Below are 16,560 nucleotides of genomic sequence, written 5' to 3'. Positions count from 1 at the left end.
TCTCTGACCTCGAACGACTATGCCTGTAGTCTTCAGACTACAGGAAATAAACATTGCTGATCATTATGTCTGTAGTTACAAACTACAAACATAATGATTCGAGGTCGGAGACCTCGAATAGCTGATTGACTGGTATTGATGCATAGGTGATTAAAGCCGGCTGTTCGGGGCGAAGGCCTTGAACAGCCGAACTTATGAACAACTACATATAAAAACTTATAAGTATTTTCGCGTTGTAGGAACAATGGAAATACTTAGCCTGATAGAAAAATACAATGATCTTGGTATAGCCGACGTGATAGATCACGACCGATTTAACCTCATCTCTATCGACCATCACTCCACCCGGATAGAAGGATCAACATTGACTGAGGTAGAAACCCAGGTGTTGATCAACGAAGGACGTACCCCCAACGGAAAGCCATTAGAAGAAAGCCTGATGGTAACGGATCATCATGCAGCCCTTCTTTTCACAATCGCAAACGCTAAAGAAAAAAAGCCATTATCTGTATCTCTGTTACAAAACATCAATGCTTTAGTGATGAAAAACACGGGCAAGGCATACAATACCATGCTCGACACTATAGACTCGAGTACCGGCGCCTTTAGAAAAGGCAATGTCACTGCCGGGGTTTCTTATTTTCCAAACTTTGATAAGGTAGAACGCTTAACGAATGAGCTCGTAACAAAACTGAATGAGTCTATTAACTCTCCCCTATCTGTTTCTGAGCAATTGAATCTCTCCTTTGATGCTCACTTTAATCTCGTCAGCATACATCCGTATTATGATGGCAATGGCCGGACATCACGATTATTAATGAATTATATCCAGGCACGGTATAGTCTTCCCCTGGCAATTGTGCGAAGTGAAAACAAGGCAGCTTACATCCAGGCATTGATTGATACCCGCCAACAGGAAAACATTGAAATATTCCGCGAGTTCATGACTGGTGAATATGCATTTTTACTAAACCAGGAAATTGAAAAGTTTGAGGAGATGAAAAAGCCATCAAAAGGAAAAGGCTTCACTTTTTTATTTTAACGTTTCTGTTCATTTGCTGTTTCTTCATCCTGACTATATCCGTTTACATCCAACAGCCGCCCCATCCTTTTAATCAGTTTTTGCCTGTTAAAGAAATCATCAAGCAAATACGCGGGAATAAAAAAGATCATCCAAATAGTAAGGGTTGTAAAGTCAGAAACCTCCCGATTAAAAGCTACCAAAGCAATGACAACAATCACCAGTGATATAAAACCGGTTAATGAATAATAATTGGATTGTCGTAGTTTTAGTGCAAACCCATACTGCCTGTAGTTCATTTTAAACGCAAATGTCAGTATCGGTATAAATAAGAAGAAAAACACAATCTTCATTAAAAAATTGAGCCCTTCAGTTACATTTCGTTCAATAAAAGTATTTAGCTTTTCCTCCCGCTTGATATTGTAGCTGTAAATATCCTGTTCAGATACCTGTCTATCCGAAAGCTCCTCAACAGCCACGGCAACAGCAAGTTCAGTGTAATTGGTTTTATTATTTATAATTTCCAATAGCTTGTCTGTGGATAGTTTTTTATACTTCTGCTGTAAGTCTTCTTTTGTGATCATTTAGGTTTTGCTTATTCAAATCAAATATAATATTTAACCCATATAAATTGATGCTTGCCATTTATGATATTTCATCCCCGCGTAATAATCAGCTATTCAATTATTCTGCTATCTCGATATTTGATATATTAGCATAAATGAATAAGCTGATCACTTACCTTTTTGTATTTTTCTCCATTCAGCTTTGCTCCTGCCATACCGATAACTCTTCCGATCAGCATAAAACAGTTTTCAATATTAACCTGGAAGAAGGCCTTACTTCGCTTGATCCTGCTTTTTGCCGCAACCATTATACCATCTGGATGGATAACCAGCTTTACAATGGCCTGGTACAGATCAACGATAGTTTAAAAACCATCCCCTGTATCGCCAAAAGCTGGGAAACATCGACAGATGGTTTGCTTTATACCTTCCACCTGCGCAATGACGTTTATTTTCATGACGACCCTCATTTTGCAAATGGCATAGGTCGCAGAGCGGTTGCATCTGATTTTGTTTATAGTTTCGGCCGGTTGATCGATCCAAAAGTAGCCTCGTCCGGCTCATGGATCTTTAGCGATAAGGTAAAGGATAAAAGCGCGTTCATGGCCCCTAATGACAGTACTTTTCAGGTCAGGTTAAAGCAGCCCTTCGCGCCATTTTTAAGTCTGCTTACAGCACAATATTGCTCTGTTGTCCCCAAAGAGGTAGTAGAGTTTTATGGGAAGGATTTTAGAAGCCACCCGGTTGGTACCGGCCCCTTCCGGTTCAAATATTGGAAAGAGGGCGAAGTACTGGTATTTTTAAAAAATGAGCATTACTGGGAAAAGGACGAAAAAGGTAATCATCTCCCCTACCTGGATGCCATCCGCTCCACCTTTATTGCCGATAAACAAACATCCTTCCTTGAGTTTGTAAAAAAGAATATCGACTTTTTAAATGATATCGACGGCAGCTACCGCGATGACATCCTCACCAAAGCCGGTAAGGTAACACAAAAATACAAGGGCAAATTCATCCTGAATACTGCCCCTTACCTGAACACTATTTACCTGGGGATGCTGGTTGATACAACTCTGCCTATCGTAAAAAAATCGCCTTTAAAAATACTGAAGATCAGGCAGGCCATCAACTATGCTATCGACCGCGAAAAAATGATCAAATACCTGCGTAACAGTATGGGTACACCGGGCTATGAGGGTTTTGTGCCCGAAGGTATGCCCGGCTTTAACGGCACAGGGGTAAAAGGCTACACCTACGACCCTGAAAAAGCCCGCTGCCTGCTTCGTGATGCCGGCTATCCCAATGGCAAAAACATGCCTGAAATTACGTTGGCCACAACTGTTGGCTATCGCAGTTTGATAGAATATGTACAAGGCCAGCTGGAACGTATCGGCATAAAAACAAATGTGGAGATAACCCAGGGGGCAAGTTTACGTGAGCTGATCTCCAAAAACGGCATCAACTTTTTTTATGGTACATGGATAGCCGATTACCCTGATGCCGAAAACTACCTTTCGGTATTTTACTCCAAAAACAAGATCCCTTTCGGCCCAAATTATACAGGCTTTAACAATAAAAAATTCGATGAACTTTTTGAGCAAACCTACCAGGTAAAAGACGACGAAAAACGTTTTGCCATCTACCGCCAAATGGATAACCTGATGATGGAGCAATCGCCCATCGTGGTGTTATACTATGATAAACTGGTAAACCTTTATCAAAACAACATCAGCGGCTACAGCCTTAACGGGCAAAATTTGCTGGTACTTAAAAGGGTGGTGAAGAGTTCGTTTTAGAGATTAGAGGTTGGAGATCAGAGATTAGGATTTGTATACAAAAGTTTTTGAACTGCTTTGTTATTTTCCCCATTTATGATTTGATTCCAACATACGGATCATAAAAAAATCCCGGAAGGAAAACCAACCGGGATCTCTTTTATAAAGTTTTTGCAGGGTTATACACCTAACAACAACCTTGCAGGATCTTCAAGCAATTGTTTAACCCTTACCAGGAAGCTTACCGATTCACGGCCGTCAATGATGCGGTGATCATATGACAGGGCAAGATACATCATAGGGCGGATAACTACCTGGCCGTTTACAGCAACAGGGCGCTCAATGATATTGTGCATACCTAAAATGGCCGATTGAGGCGCATTAATGATAGGCGTTGATAACATTGACCCGAATACACCACCATTGGTAATGGTAAATGTACCGCCGGTCATTTCAGGGATGGTCAGTTTGTTTTCGCGGGCTTTACCGGCAAGCACAACAATGGCCTTTTCAATTTCGGCAAGGCTCATGCTATCAGCATTGCGGATAACCGGAACAACCAAACCTTTAGGGGCAGATACAGCGATAGAGATATCAGCAAAATTGCTGTATACGATCTCTTCGCCTTCAATACGTGCACCAACAGCAGGCCAGTCTTTCAAAGCTTCGGTAACTGCCTTAGTAAAGAACGACATGAAGCCTAAGCCAACACCATGTTTCTCTTTGAATTTATCTTTGTATTTACCGCGTAATTCCATGATCGGCTGCATATCAACCTCGTTAAAGGTGGTAAGCATTGCAGTTTCATTTTTAACCGATACCAAACGTTTGGCAACAGTTTTACGCAATGAGGTCATTTTTTCACGTTTCTCATCCCTGGCACCACCAGTTGAAGCTACAACCGGGGCAGCAGCCGCAGGAGCAGCAGGTTTGGCTGCCGGAACTTGAGCGCCAAGTGCATCACCTTTAGTGATACGGCCATCAACACCTGAACCTGATACAGATTTTGGATCAACGCCTTTTTCGGCTAATATTTTAGCAGCAGCCGGTGATGGAGTTCCTGATGCATAAGTTTTAGCACTTTCGGCAGCAGCACCACCGCGGGGTGATTCGTCGGCAGCGCTAACTACAGCCGGGGTAACCGGAATGGTAGCGGCAGCTTGCGGAGCGCCTGCACCTTCAATAGTACAAACAACAGCGCCTATAGCCAATACATCGCCTTCTTTAGCCAAAGTTTTTAAAACACCGGCTTTTTCGGCAGTAAGTTCAAATGTAGCTTTATCTGATTCCAGTTCGGCGATAGCTTCGTCCATAGCAACAGCTTCGCCATCTTTCTTGATCCAGCGTGATAAAGTAACCTCGGTGATAGATTCACCTACAGGCGGTACTTTAATTTCAACAGATACTCCTGATGATGCAGGTGCGGAAGCAGCGGCAACAGGTGCAGGAGCAGGTGCGTTAGCTACAACCTCAGGCTGTGCAGCCGGAGCAGCAGCTTCAGCGCCGCCATCTTCAATATTGGCAACAACAGCGCCAATTGGTAATACATCGCCTTCGTTGGCAACGATCTTTAAAGTACCGGCTTTTTCGGCAGTAAGCTCAAAAGTAGCCTTGTCTGATTCCAGTTCGGCAATAACCTCGTCCATTTCAACGCGGTCGCCGTCTTTCTTTTTCCAGCTCGAAAGGGTTACTTCTGTAATTGATTCGCCTACGGTAGGCACCTTAATCGCTAAGCTCATATTGTAGTATTGTAGATTTTATATTTTTTAAATGGACTTTATCGGGATAATTAATTAAAAAATCAATCAGCCCCGGCATCAGCCATTTTCTTTGTCGTTTTTTTAACAGCTTCTTTAACTACTTTTCCGGCAGGGGCCTCAAAAGCCTTTGAAACTATATATAACTGCTGGGCGGCATGCTGTTTAGCAAAACCGGTTGCGGTACTGCTGCCTTCTATCCTTGAAATAACGCTCAGGTTGATCACCTTATCGTTATGGAACTTACGGCAAATGTAAGGCCATGCACCCATGTTTTCAGGCTCTTCCTGTACCCAGATAAACTCAGCCTTTTCGTATTTAGCTTTGATCTTCAGGATTTGAGTAACCGGAGTTGGGTAAAGCTGCTCTACACGTACAATAGCCACATCCTTGCGGTTATCGGCCTGTTGTTTATCCAGCAGGTCATAATAAACCTTACCGGTACACAGCAGTACGCGTTTTACCTTTTTAGGATCTACGTAGCTGTCATCAATCAATTCGTGGAACTTGCCATTGGTAAAATCTTCCAGCGGAGAAACACACTTAGGACTGCGCAGCAAGCTTTTTGGTGTAAAGATGATCAAAGGCTTCCGGAAATCGCGGTGCATTTGACGCCTTAAAATATGGAAGAAGTTAGCAGGTGTGGTGCAGTTGGCTATTTGAATATTATCATCGGCACAAAGCTCCAGGAAGCGTTCAACACGTGCAGATGAGTGCTCAGGGCCCTGGCCTTCATAACCGTGAGGCAACAACATTACCAAACCATTACCGCGCTGCCATTTTGTTTCGGCGCTGGCAATGTACTGGTCAACAATGATCTGTGCACCATTAAAGAAGTCACCAAATTGGGCTTCCCAAATAGTTAAATTATTAGGGTTTGCAAGGGCATAACCGTATTCAAAACCTAAAACACCGTACTCAGATAATAAAGAGTTATAAATACTCAGCTTAGCTTCAGTGTTGATAGTAGCAAGCGGTGTAAATTCATCTTCCGAATCAACCAGTGTTAATACTGCATGGCGGTGTGAGAAAGTGCCGCGTTTCACGTCTTCACCGCTTAGCCTGATCGGGTAGCCTTCTTTTAACAAAGTACCGTAAGCAAGCAACTCGCCCATAGCCCAGTCAAACACTTTGGTTTTGTTAACCATTGCGCTGCGGTCTTCAAACAGTTTTTCAATTTTTTTGAAGAACTCCTTGTTTGGCGGCAAAACAGTTAACTTATTGCCAATTTCCAGTAACTCTTCTTCGGCTACAGATGTATCAATAGCTTTTACCAGTTCTTTATGACTTGCCAGGTGCAATCCGCTCCAGGCACCCTCAAACATGGCAATGGTATCAGTAAACCTTTCTTCAGATTTTACTTCGTCCAGCTTTTGCTGTAACTCGTCTTTGAAAGTTTTTTCGATAGTTTTTAAGAACTCAGCATTAATGCTGCCTTCGTCTATCAGTTTCTGATTGTAAATTTTAAGCGGGTTAGGATGCGCTTCGATAGCTTTGTACAACAGCGGCTGGGTGAATTTAGGTTCATCAGCCTCATTGTGGCCATAACGGCGGTAGCAAAGGATATCGATAAACACATCCTCGTTAAATACCTGCCTGTATTCCATAGCCAGGTTTACTACGTAAGCCAAAGCTTCAACATCATCCCCATTTACATGGAAAACCGGCGAAAGCACAGTCTTGGCAACGTCTGTACAATAAGTACTTGAACGCGCATCTTTATAGTTGGTGGTAAAACCTATCTGGTTGTTGATAACCAGGTGAATGGTGCCGCCGGTGCGGTAACCATCCAGTTTTTCCATTTGCAAAACTTCATATACGATACCCTGACCGGCAATTGAAGCATCGCCATGGATCAGGATCGGGGCGATCTTTGAATGGTCACCGCCATATTTAAAGTCGATCTTTGAACGGGTGATCCCTTCTACAACAGGGTCAACAGCCTCCAGGTGCGATGGGTTAGGGCAAAGGCTCAGGTGAACTTTTTTGCCGCTTTTGGTAAGCACATCGGTTGAAAAACCTAAGTGATATTTCACGTCACCACCAAAAGGTGATTCAGAATCGTAGTTTTTACCTTCAAACTCAGAGAATACCTCTTTATAGGTTTTCTCCATGATGTTGGTCAACACGTTCAAACGACCGCGGTGAGCCATACCAATGATGAACTCTTCGATACCCAGATCGGCACCATTTTTAATTACCGAATCCATTGAAGGGATCAGCGCTTCAGCTCCTTCCAGGGAGAAACGTTTTTGACCAAGGAATTTGGTTCCTAAAAAGTTTTCGAAGGTTACGGCTTCGTTCAGTTTGTTAAGCATTTCCTTCTTTTCATCAACAGTGAAAGAAGGTGTATTGCGGCGGCTTTCCATCCGCTCTTCAAACCATTTTATTTTTATTGGGTTACGGATGTATTTGTACTCCGTACCAATTGAACGGCAATAGGTATCTTCAAGTAACTGGCGGATATCACGCAGTTTGGCAGCTCCTAAACCAACTTCAACACCTGCGTTAAATACGGTATCAAGGTCGGCGTCACTCAAACCAAAGGTTTCAAGCTCCTTACCAGGGAAATAATGGCGACGTTCACGAACTGGGTTTGTTTTTGCAAACAAATGCCCGCGCGAGCGGTAGCCATCTATCATGTTTAATACGTTGATCTCCTTTAAGAAATGCTCAGGAGTAGCTTCGCCAACAGCAGCGGGAGCAATTGCGGCAGAGGCGTCTGTGTCCTTACCAAAATCAAATCCTTCAAAGAATTTTTGCCATCCGTAATCTACCGATTCCGGCTCCTGCTTGTACTGTTCGTATAGGGAAGATATGTAGGCAGCGTTTCCGCTATTTATATAATTGAGACGATCCATGTGAAACTGATCTTTAAAACGGTACAAAAGTAAGCATATACCCCTATATACTTCATAATTAATTGTAAAGAAATTTACCCATTATTGGGCTTATTTTATCCTTTGGGGTGAAAACTCAAATTATCGATAGTTGTTTTGCAGCAGATACAAAATATTTTAGTGCGGATAATACTTAAGCGCTAACCAGGTCACCGGCTTCATCAATGGATGATGGCTGCCAGGTATTCACGAAATCGGTTTTGGCTTCAAGCTCTTTGGGCAGCCTCGTAGCTATAGTGTATTTACTTTCTTTAGCGTCATTAACACCGGCAATAAAAGCCCAGTTGCCCCAGTTACTGGCCGGCGAATAATCAATAAGCTTTTCTTCAAAATAAGCTGCGCCTTGTGTCCAGTCGGCCTTAAGGGTATTTACCAAATAGCCAGCTACTATTTGCCTGTTTGGATTGCTGATAAAACCGGTAGCGTTAAGCTCATGCATGGCAGCATCTATCAGGGGCACTCCTGTTTCGCCGTTTTTCCACTTTTGCAACAGCAAACCGGCATCAGGTGCAAGGTCCTGGGCTTCATCTTTTGCTTTGATGAATTTTTGCCCGTGCTTTTTAAACATAAACCTGAAATAATCGCGCCAAAGCAATTCAAGTTTTAACAGGTTGCCATTGCCACCGTATTTTTGAATTTCCCAATACACTTGTCTTGGAGAAATACAACCTATTGACAGCCATGGAGAAAGTTTCGAAGAAAACTCAGATCCGTTACGGCCATTTTTTTGTTTTACGGCCAGATCAAGATTAGAGAAGTATTTGTGCATCTGCACTAATGCAGCTGTTTCGCCCCCTTGAAAATACTCGGTAGCACGCATATCATCAACAGGTTCATTTAAACCTAACTGTTGTAAGGTTGGCAGTTCACCGGCATCAGTAATTTCAGGAACAGTAATATGATCGGGAGTTGGTACACACGACCTAACATTACTATCACGTTCCACCTTCTTTTTAAAAACTGCGAAACTATCAGGAATATCCTTGATCGGAAAAGGAAGATCTTCCTTATGGTACATGGTATGACCAATAAAATGCTTGAGGTTAAGCCTCATTTTCCATAAAGCAGTTTCAACTTCTTCGGAGATATTGGTTTCCTCATAAGCTACCTCACGGTGATGGTAAACCTCATTTACATGATATTCTTCGGCAAGCTGCGGGATCACTTCGGCAGGATTACCAATACGGATGATCAGTTCGGCACCAAAACCCTGTAAATTTTTGCGGAGATCGTCAACAGCTTCCAGCAGGAACCTGGCCCTGAAGCTCCCTGTTTTGGGCGCACCACTTGCGATGTGTTGAAAATAATAAGGATCAAAACAATAAACCGGCAGTACTTTATCAGCCTTGCGAACAGCTTCTAACAAAATCTCGTTATCGTGAATACGCAAGTCATTTCTAAACCAAACCAGAATAGTTCTATCACTCATAGTTAAACAGGGGTTAACTGAATAATGCAGTATGCAAATTTGCAATTTATTTGCGTTTTATGCACATTTTGCTACAAGATTATGACATCACCCAAACATTTAATTATTTTATTAAACTAAATAAAAACCTTTTAGCCGTATAAAATGATCAAACCTACAGGACTGTCAGCGTGTAAATATACGTAAATACAGTTAACTAAGTTATAACGCGTATCTCGGGGGATCTTGCCCATCAACCGTTAAATAACCCTGAACCCTATTGATCAGCCTTGATCTTTGCCCTGATCACCGAATCTTTTTGAGCCGGGGTCAGTTTGTAATTAAACTTGAACAAGGCCCCTTCAAAATCGCCATATGAAGGATTAGGAATAACGATATACCTGCTGCCAAATTCCTTCTGTAGCTTTTGCGTAGCTGCGATCCTGTTTTCTTCAGTTGGATGGTTATCATACAACAAATCAAAATCGGGCAGGTTATCGCCGCAAAGCAACAGGATATTATGCGTTTTTAAAACGTTAAGCCTGCGCGCCTCCTTGCTTGATGAAGTCGTTTTTAACAACAAGTGCTCATCATCCGCATAAGGTAAACCATACAACTGCAGGTTTTTCAACGTACTTGCCCGCTCATTTTCATTACGGTTGGTAATGTAAAATATAATAACGCCTTTTGATGCCGCATATTTAAAAAATGCGGGGGCACCCGGCACGGTATCAGCAATAGCTTTATCTGTCCACTGTTTCCAGGTGGCATCGCTGTAATCTAAATTTTGTAAGGCACGGTGTGCATCATATGGACTATTATCCAGCAGGGTTTCGTCAATATCTGTAACAATAGCCAGCGGCTTATCACCAGGTTTTTTAATTCCCTCATCAACCCTCAGCTTAGCTATATTATACGCCTGAAAGCATAGCGCTTTGTATTCGCCCGCCCGCTGCTGCCATAAGGAAGCCCAGATCTTACCATCATTGGTAATGCTGGTACTTGAAGTAGCAGTTTTTTTAACGGATGAGCAAGCGCTGAATAATAACAGGCCTGATAGTAGATAGCTATAGCTTTTTTTCATATTGGTTGGTGGGAGATGTTTCCGGATAAACTCAAATTATAGTCATGCTGCGTAGGTAAAATCCAGGGACTTTGAAGGGGAAAAATGACATTTACCCCTTTGTCATGCTGAGGTACGAAGCATCTTCTTCGCCCTGTATAGCGGCCATGCTTGTTGAAGAAGATCCTTCGTACCTCAGGATGACAATCTTTTTAATTATGTCATGTTGAACTTGTTTCAGCACCCTACACGCCCAGCGGCCATGGCATGGACTTAGCAAGTGGGATCCCGAAATAAATTCGGGATGACCACAGTTTGTTGTTACAACAACTCCGGCTTGATTTTATCCTTAAACTCCCTGGCAAATTTATTGAGTTTTGGCTGGATAACAAACGCACAGTACGACTTGTTAGGATTATCGTTGAAATAATTCTGATGATAATCTTCGGCGCTGTAAAACTCACTTGCCGGGGTTATCTCGGTTACAATAGGTTCGTCAAAAACATGCTCATTAGTAAGCGTTTTGATCATGGCTTCTGAAGCCTGCTTTTGTTCATCGGTATAGTAAAATATTGCCGACCTGTATTGCGTGCCTACATCAGCACCCTGGCGGTTAAGGGTAGTTGGGTTATGCGTTTTAAAGAAAACCAATAGCAATTCATCAAACGAGATCACATCGGCATCATACTCCAGGTGAATCACTTCGGCATGGCCGGTAGCGCCAGTACAAACCTGCTCATAAGTTGGATTTAAAACCTTACCACCCATATAGCCAGAGGTTACTGATGTTACACCTTTAAGAGACTGGAAAACGGCTTCGGTGCACCAAAAGCAACCATTGCCGAAAGTTATTTTTTGAATGTTCATATACCCTGTTTTATCAAAAGCAGTGCCTGTTTAAGTAGCTAACGATGAAGCAGATTTGAAAATGTCAATTAAATTACTAAACTTAGTGTTTAACCTTATATTAAACCTATTTTTATGAAAATTGCAGTACTAATTGCCCGCATTTTGCTGGGCCTCGTATTCGTGGTGTTTGGGTTAAACTTCTTTTTCCAGTTCCTGCACATGGCACAACCGCCCATGACCGATAAAGCACAGGCTTTTAGCGGCGGACTGTTCGGTTCGGGCTATTTTTTTCAATACATGAAAGTAATAGAAATAACCAGCGGCTTCTTTTTGCTTATCAATCGTTACACCGCATTGTTTGTGCTGATACTGCTGCCAATTTCGCTTAATATATTCCTATTCCATGCCATTTTGGCGCCGGCCGGTATACCTATAGGATTGGCAGTGATAGTTTTACAGGTATTTCTGCTGTTTGCTTATCGTAAATATTATGCGGCCATATTTGAAGCAACACCCACTGTATAAGTACGCTCCGTATTGGAAAGACTCAAAATGCCTGCATACATTGTAACAAACAACGTGTCCCAATTTTTTGATTCCCGAAAAAAATCAGAAAAAATGCCGGTGTTTCTTTTTCCGTAAATAAGACGTGTTCCATTTTTTGAATGTGAAACACTGAAACGGGTAAATCATGAAACATATTGATAATTAACTATTTGCACTTTCGACCGAGACGCAAATAACTAACTGACTACAAGGCAATAGAACTTTTAGGAATAGAAAATCAGCGTTTCAGATCCGGGCAAAAACTGCCGGGATCTTTTTGTTTGTTTTTTGATGATTTTCTGCGCTTTTTTTGAAATTTCCTCTCTGGTGATAAAAGGTGCTGACACAATAGTGCCACCATTATTTTGATTTGGAATTAGTAGTAAAAACAGCAAAATAAAAGCATAAATTGGCGTGTAAACCTTGTCTGTATGAACAAATGCGCCGCCTTAATAATTGCCTTGTTTTTTAGGCTTTCTTTCGATCATTTATCCGCACAAGACTGGCTAAAAACTACTGAGGCAAAAGAAACCAAAAGAGATACAAAAACATATCACCTTGTATCCGTCGATGGTAAAAATCAAATAGTGAAGATCATTCCCGATTATGAAAGCCATGTACTTAAAATCACTTCTTTAAAGGAAACTATCAGCATACAAGATTTTTGGGGCGTACCACCCGAAACCCGTTTATTGAACAAGCACTTTATCGAAATAAATTATGCCGTACGGGGCGGATCAAATGTGGGCTTAGGAAATACACTGATTGTATGTGTAAATGACAATCACTTGTGCCCAGCGATGTATGCTTTGAGATATGCCAACGGAGAAACGGGTGATGAACAAGAAGAATATCGTATCAAGTTAAACATTAGCGGAAATAATGTAAACAACTACAAGTTGAACGTGCACATTCATGATTACGTTAATTCAAAACGCAGCCCCGAAACAAATTATATTTATGATAACAACACCGTTTTAGCTTTTGATAAAAAGCTAAATGTTTTTTATAGCGTTAAGGATGGTTTATATGATCATTTTATAACAACGAAAAGTAAAACCAAACAGAAGGTTGCAGGTACCTTTCCAGTGATTATTTTAGGTAAGGAAACTTATTATTTTATTAATGGCAGATGGTATACCGCTGACCTTGATGAAGAAATGTTTGAGTTTAAGTAATCGATTAAATATAAAGCGTTTAAAAGTCCCTTCTGGAGGTAAGACCGCTGCGTTCTAATTTTGGGTTCTTAAAATGTGCGCGTTCAAACGTAGATACCATAGCCGTTAAGTTTATCTTGAAGCCGGTGTTCAGTGTTATCGCCGCGCCCACAGCATTTAGCAAACAAATATCAATAAGAAGTTAGCAGCCCACAGGTGTTCATCGCAAGGTCTCTAAACAATTAACTTGTGAGCCGTGCGGCGACAGCAGGCTGAACATGGGCCGAAAAAGGCTCTTAATTACTCAGAAAGTCTGTTATGTACAAAAAATGGTCGTTAAATGTAAAAGTTATCCATTTCAATACCAATATCTTCGAAACGTTAAAATACTAATCAGCAGTAACGATTTACATATAAACCGAACCTTACTGTAAAAAGCCATCAGATTGGAACCATTGACGTGGAAGTTTCAACAACCGTCGTCATGGCTGTGATGTATAACAGTAAATTTAACTGAATAAGATTTTTCAATAATAATAAAGCTGAACTCGCCCGGCGGGCTTCTATAAACCGACATAATTTTAAGAATGAAACGCAGAACATTGATTAAAGGACTCGCAGCCACTTTGCCATCGTTATGGTTAACGCGGGCATTAGGCAATAGTCTTTTTGAAGGCCAACCTTTAAACGAACCAATTGCAAACGGTCCGTTCAAACCCACATGGGAATCGTTACAAAATTATAAAACACCCGAATGGTTCCGTGATGCCAAGTTTGGCATATGGGCACACTGGGGGCCTCAATGCCAACCTGAAGCCGGCGACTGGTATGCGAGAAACATGTACCAGGAAGGATCGCCACAATATAAATTCCATCTTGAAAAATATGGGCACCCTTCAAAATTTGGATTTAAAGATGTGATCAATGAATGGAAGGCTGAGAACTGGGACCCTGAAGCACTGGTGAGCTTATATAAAAGCGCAGGTGCACAATATTTTATGGCGCTTGCCAATCATCACGACAATTTTGATTTATACGATAGTAAATATCAAGCGCATTGGAACTCGACAAAGATTGGCCCAAAGAAAGATTTGATTGGCGGCTGGGCAAAGGCAGCACGAAATAATGGATTACCATTTGGAGTAAGTGTCCACGCCTCGCACGCGTGGCGTTGGTATGAAGTGGCACAACGCTCGGATAAAACCGGCCCCTACCAGGGCATTCCTTATGATGGAAAGCTCACAAAGGCAAGCGGAAAAGGAAAATGGTGGGATGGACTGGATCCGCAAGATCTGTATGCACAAAATCATCCGTTGAGCAAGAACAGTTTAGATGATAATTTCGACGTGGAGCAATGGAATTGGAGCAATGGCGTATGTCTGCCGTCTAATGCATACATCGACAAATTTTATAACCGCACTATAGAGCTCATCAACAAATACAACCCGGATGTTGTTTATTTCGACGACGACCGGCTTCCGCTTTGGCCGGCCAGTGATGCAGGTTTACGCATTGCTGCTCATCTTTACAATAAGAGCATTAAAGAACACGGAGACCTGCGGGTAGTACTCAATGGAAAAAAGCTAAATGAAAAACAACGCAAAGCAATGGTATGGGATATTGAAAGAGGGCAAGCCAACCAAATTCAACCACTCCCCTGGCAAACCGATACCTGCATTGGCGGCTGGCATTATGACCGTGCATTGTATGAACGCGACGGATACAAATCAGCGAAAACAATCATTCAAACATTAGTTGATATCGTAAGTAAAAATGGAAACCTGATGCTAAATATTCCGGTACGGGGCGATGGTACTATTGATGAAAAAGAAAGAAAAATAGTTGAAGATATTGGTCGGTGGATGAAAGCAAACAGTGAAAGCATCTTTGCCACAAGACCGTGGAAAATATTTGGTGAAGGGCCGGCGCAGGAAGCGGCAACTCACCTGAGCGAACAAGGGTTCAATGAAGGTAAGGGGAAAGAGTTTACCTATGAAGATATTCGCTTCGCAACCAAAGACGGTATACTTTATGCTACCGCAATGGGCTGGCCGGAAGACGGAAAACTGGTTATTAAAAGCCTGGCAAGAAACAGTGAATATTTGACAAAAGAAATTCGAAAGATAGAATGGTTACCAACAAAACAATCTTTAAACTTTGAAAGAAATGAAAATGGTTTACTTATTTCTTTACCTGAAAAAGCATCCGATGACTTAACTTATGCGAATGCAGTAAAGATTTTTTCGTAGAGTATTTACAGTTAATTACATAGAATAAAAATCTTCAAATACACTGAACCCGAGCTGCCCCGGTTAACTACAGATAGGGAATAAAAAGCTTTTATGGTACCAGAACGATATTATAAGCCTGAGTTGGACGTGCTCAGGCTTTGTGCCTTTCTTTTCGTTTTTTTTACTCACCGAATGGATCTTGCACCTATCGATCCCGCGAAAAACTATTGGGCTTATCACTTAAGCCTAATTGGCGTATTTGGCGTGCCTCTATTTTTCTTTCTGAGTGCATTTTTAATAACAGAACTGCTTTCGAGGGAACAGGAGTATTTGGGTAAAATTAACGTGAAAGCTTTCTACACAAGAAGGATACTTCGTATCTGGCCCTTATACTTTACCTTCTTTTTTGGGATGGTTTTAGTCACACACCTTTCAGATAAATTTGGATATATTTCGCCAGGCACACAACTTGCATTTAGTTTATTTTCAGGCAACTGGTATATTACTTTCAATAACTGGCTTCCATCATATCCCATTAATCCGCTCTGGAGCATTTCTGTTGAAGAGCAGCTTTATATTTTACTCCCGTTGTTGGTATTTTATGTCGGTAAACGGGGGTTAAAGTTGTTTTCATTTCTTGCATTTTTAACAGCTTACGCAACTATTATATACTATGCACAAAAACCCACTGCGGGATTTAGTGGTGAGTGGACAAACAGTTTTGTGCAATTCCAATTTTTTGCGGCAGGTATCCTTTTATCCGTTTATTTAAGAGGCTGGCAGCCCCAATGGCACATAGTAACCCGGTTTGCGGTATTTATACTGGGGCTGATATGCTGGCTTTTGGCTTCAATGGCATGCGAAGTTCATGCAGATGCACCGCACCTTGAAACCGTTCCGCAAGCAATAGGTGGCTGGCTGTTGATCCTTACCGGCGTTATACTTTTCTTCTTTTCTCTATATGGGAGCCGGCCAAAAAACATGCCGGCCCCGTTAGCGTATCTGGGGCGCATATCTTACGGGATGTATGTGTTTCACATCACTATTTTTTGGCTTGTGTATCAGATATTTAAGGACGAACTGGCTTCTTTTAGCACTATGATCGGTTTGTATGAATGGAAAAACGATGTTGGCTTCGCTATCGCTTTTATCGTTACAGTTATTATATCGCTATTGTCATATACTTTTTTTGAAAAGCCGTTTCTACGACTAAAAAAGAAATTTACGATTATTCCATCAAGGGACTAAGAAGGTTGCAGGCATTTTCCAATGATCATTTTAGGTAAG

12 protein-coding genes are annotated in these 16,560 nt (G+C 41.7%); 6 read left to right on the top strand and 6 right to left on the bottom strand.

From position 1 onward, the window contains the following. Positions 1–244 precede the first annotated feature (244 nt). Complete coding sequence (locus VF500_RS01400; protein ID WP_330857958.1) at positions 245–1,042, top strand: Fic family protein; 798 nt, start codon at positions 245–247, stop codon at positions 1,040–1,042. Here the strand turns inward: VF500_RS01400 and VF500_RS01395 are convergent. After that, complete coding sequence (locus tag VF500_RS01395) at positions 1,039–1,605, bottom strand: hypothetical protein (RefSeq protein WP_330857957.1); 567 nt, start codon at positions 1,603–1,605, stop codon at positions 1,039–1,041. The two genes, VF500_RS01400 and VF500_RS01395, sit on opposite strands and share 4 nt — an antisense overlap. Before the next feature lie 137 nt (positions 1,606–1,742). On the opposite strand from VF500_RS01395, the gene VF500_RS01390 reads away from it, so the two are divergent. Next, positions 1,743–3,383: an ABC transporter substrate-binding protein gene (locus VF500_RS01390; RefSeq protein ID WP_330857956.1), complete on the top strand. Its 1,641-nt coding sequence runs from the start codon at positions 1,743–1,745 to the stop codon at positions 3,381–3,383. A gap of 158 nt (positions 3,384–3,541) precedes the next feature. On the opposite strand, the gene odhB is transcribed toward VF500_RS01390, so the two are convergent. From odhB to msrA, 5 genes are all read right to left on the bottom strand, one after another. Beyond that, positions 3,542–5,101, bottom strand: coding sequence for a 2-oxoglutarate dehydrogenase complex dihydrolipoyllysine-residue succinyltransferase (gene odhB, locus VF500_RS01385; protein ID WP_330857955.1), 1,560 nt, complete (start codon positions 5,099–5,101; stop codon positions 3,542–3,544). 62 nt (positions 5,102–5,163) lie between these two features. After that, positions 5,164–7,980: a 2-oxoglutarate dehydrogenase E1 component gene (locus VF500_RS01380; RefSeq protein ID WP_330857954.1), complete on the bottom strand. Its 2,817-nt coding sequence runs from the start codon at positions 7,978–7,980 to the stop codon at positions 5,164–5,166. Positions 7,981–8,152: 172 nt separating this feature from the next. Continuing rightward, on the bottom strand, positions 8,153–9,448 hold the full coding sequence (locus VF500_RS01375) for a DASH family cryptochrome (protein WP_330857953.1): 1,296 nt from the start codon (positions 9,446–9,448) through the stop codon (positions 8,153–8,155). 256 nt (positions 9,449–9,704) lie between these two features. Then, positions 9,705–10,511: a 5'-nucleotidase, lipoprotein e(P4) family gene (locus VF500_RS01370; protein WP_330857952.1), complete on the bottom strand. Its 807-nt coding sequence runs from the start codon at positions 10,509–10,511 to the stop codon at positions 9,705–9,707. Between the two features lie 300 nt (positions 10,512–10,811). Next, on the bottom strand, positions 10,812–11,357 hold the full coding sequence (msrA, locus tag VF500_RS01365) for a peptide-methionine (S)-S-oxide reductase MsrA (RefSeq protein WP_330857951.1): 546 nt from the start codon (positions 11,355–11,357) through the stop codon (positions 10,812–10,814). 114 nt (positions 11,358–11,471) lie between these two features. Here msrA and VF500_RS01360 point away from each other — a divergent pair, with 114 nt between their 5' ends. The 4 genes from VF500_RS01360 to VF500_RS01345 all read left to right on the top strand — a co-directional run bounded on the left by VF500_RS01360 (position 11,472) and on the right by VF500_RS01345 (position 16,521). Next, the gene (locus VF500_RS01360; protein WP_330857950.1) at positions 11,472–11,864 is read left to right on the top strand and encodes a hypothetical protein; all 393 of its coding nucleotides are present in this window, start codon (positions 11,472–11,474) and stop codon (positions 11,862–11,864) included. Between the two features lie 452 nt (positions 11,865–12,316). After that, a complete protein-coding gene (locus tag VF500_RS01355) occupies positions 12,317–13,063 on the top strand; it encodes a hypothetical protein (RefSeq protein WP_330857948.1) in 747 nt (248 codons plus the stop codon). Between the two features lie 566 nt (positions 13,064–13,629). Then, entirely contained in the window at positions 13,630–15,291 is a 1,662-nt protein-coding gene (locus VF500_RS01350) for an alpha-L-fucosidase (protein WP_330857947.1), read from the top strand. A gap of 93 nt (positions 15,292–15,384) precedes the next feature. Beyond that, positions 15,385–16,521 (top strand): acyltransferase, encoded by a 1,137-nt coding sequence (locus tag VF500_RS01345; RefSeq protein ID WP_330857946.1) that lies wholly within the window; start codon positions 15,385–15,387, stop codon positions 16,519–16,521. The last annotated feature ends 39 nt before the right edge of the window (positions 16,522–16,560 follow it).

It is taken from the genome of Mucilaginibacter sp. (assembly GCF_036383575.1).
Classification (GTDB): Bacteria; Bacteroidota; Bacteroidia; order Sphingobacteriales; family Sphingobacteriaceae; genus Mucilaginibacter.
The sequence above is the reverse complement of the archived record's forward strand: the minus strand, read 5'-3'. Positions and strand labels throughout refer to the sequence as shown.

What these genes read in the sequence shown, in the direction of transcription:
- VF500_RS01400 (WP_330857958.1), top strand. Translation starts at nt 245, where the DNA reads ATGGAAATACTTAGCCTGATAGAAAAATACAATGATCTTGGTATAGCC.
- VF500_RS01395 (WP_330857957.1), bottom strand. Translation starts at nt 1,605, where the DNA reads ATGATCACAAAAGAAGACTTACAGCAGAAGTATAAAAAACTATCCACA.
- VF500_RS01390 (WP_330857956.1), top strand. Translation starts at nt 1,743, where the DNA reads ATGAATAAGCTGATCACTTACCTTTTTGTATTTTTCTCCATTCAGCTT.
- odhB (WP_330857955.1), bottom strand. Translation starts at nt 5,101, where the DNA reads ATGAGCTTAGCGATTAAGGTGCCTACCGTAGGCGAATCAATTACAGAA.
- VF500_RS01380 (WP_330857954.1), bottom strand. Translation starts at nt 7,980, where the DNA reads ATGGATCGTCTCAATTATATAAATAGCGGAAACGCTGCCTACATATCT.
- VF500_RS01375 (WP_330857953.1), bottom strand. Translation starts at nt 9,448, where the DNA reads ATGAGTGATAGAACTATTCTGGTTTGGTTTAGAAATGACTTGCGTATT.
- VF500_RS01370 (WP_330857952.1), bottom strand. Translation starts at nt 10,511, where the DNA reads ATGAAAAAAAGCTATAGCTATCTACTATCAGGCCTGTTATTATTCAGC.
- msrA (WP_330857951.1), bottom strand. Translation starts at nt 11,357, where the DNA reads ATGAACATTCAAAAAATAACTTTCGGCAATGGTTGCTTTTGGTGCACC.
- VF500_RS01360 (WP_330857950.1), top strand. Translation starts at nt 11,472, where the DNA reads ATGAAAATTGCAGTACTAATTGCCCGCATTTTGCTGGGCCTCGTATTC.
- VF500_RS01355 (WP_330857948.1), top strand. Translation starts at nt 12,317, where the DNA reads ATGAACAAATGCGCCGCCTTAATAATTGCCTTGTTTTTTAGGCTTTCT.
- VF500_RS01350 (WP_330857947.1), top strand. Translation starts at nt 13,630, where the DNA reads ATGAAACGCAGAACATTGATTAAAGGACTCGCAGCCACTTTGCCATCG.
- VF500_RS01345 (WP_330857946.1), top strand. Translation starts at nt 15,385, where the DNA reads ATGGTACCAGAACGATATTATAAGCCTGAGTTGGACGTGCTCAGGCTT.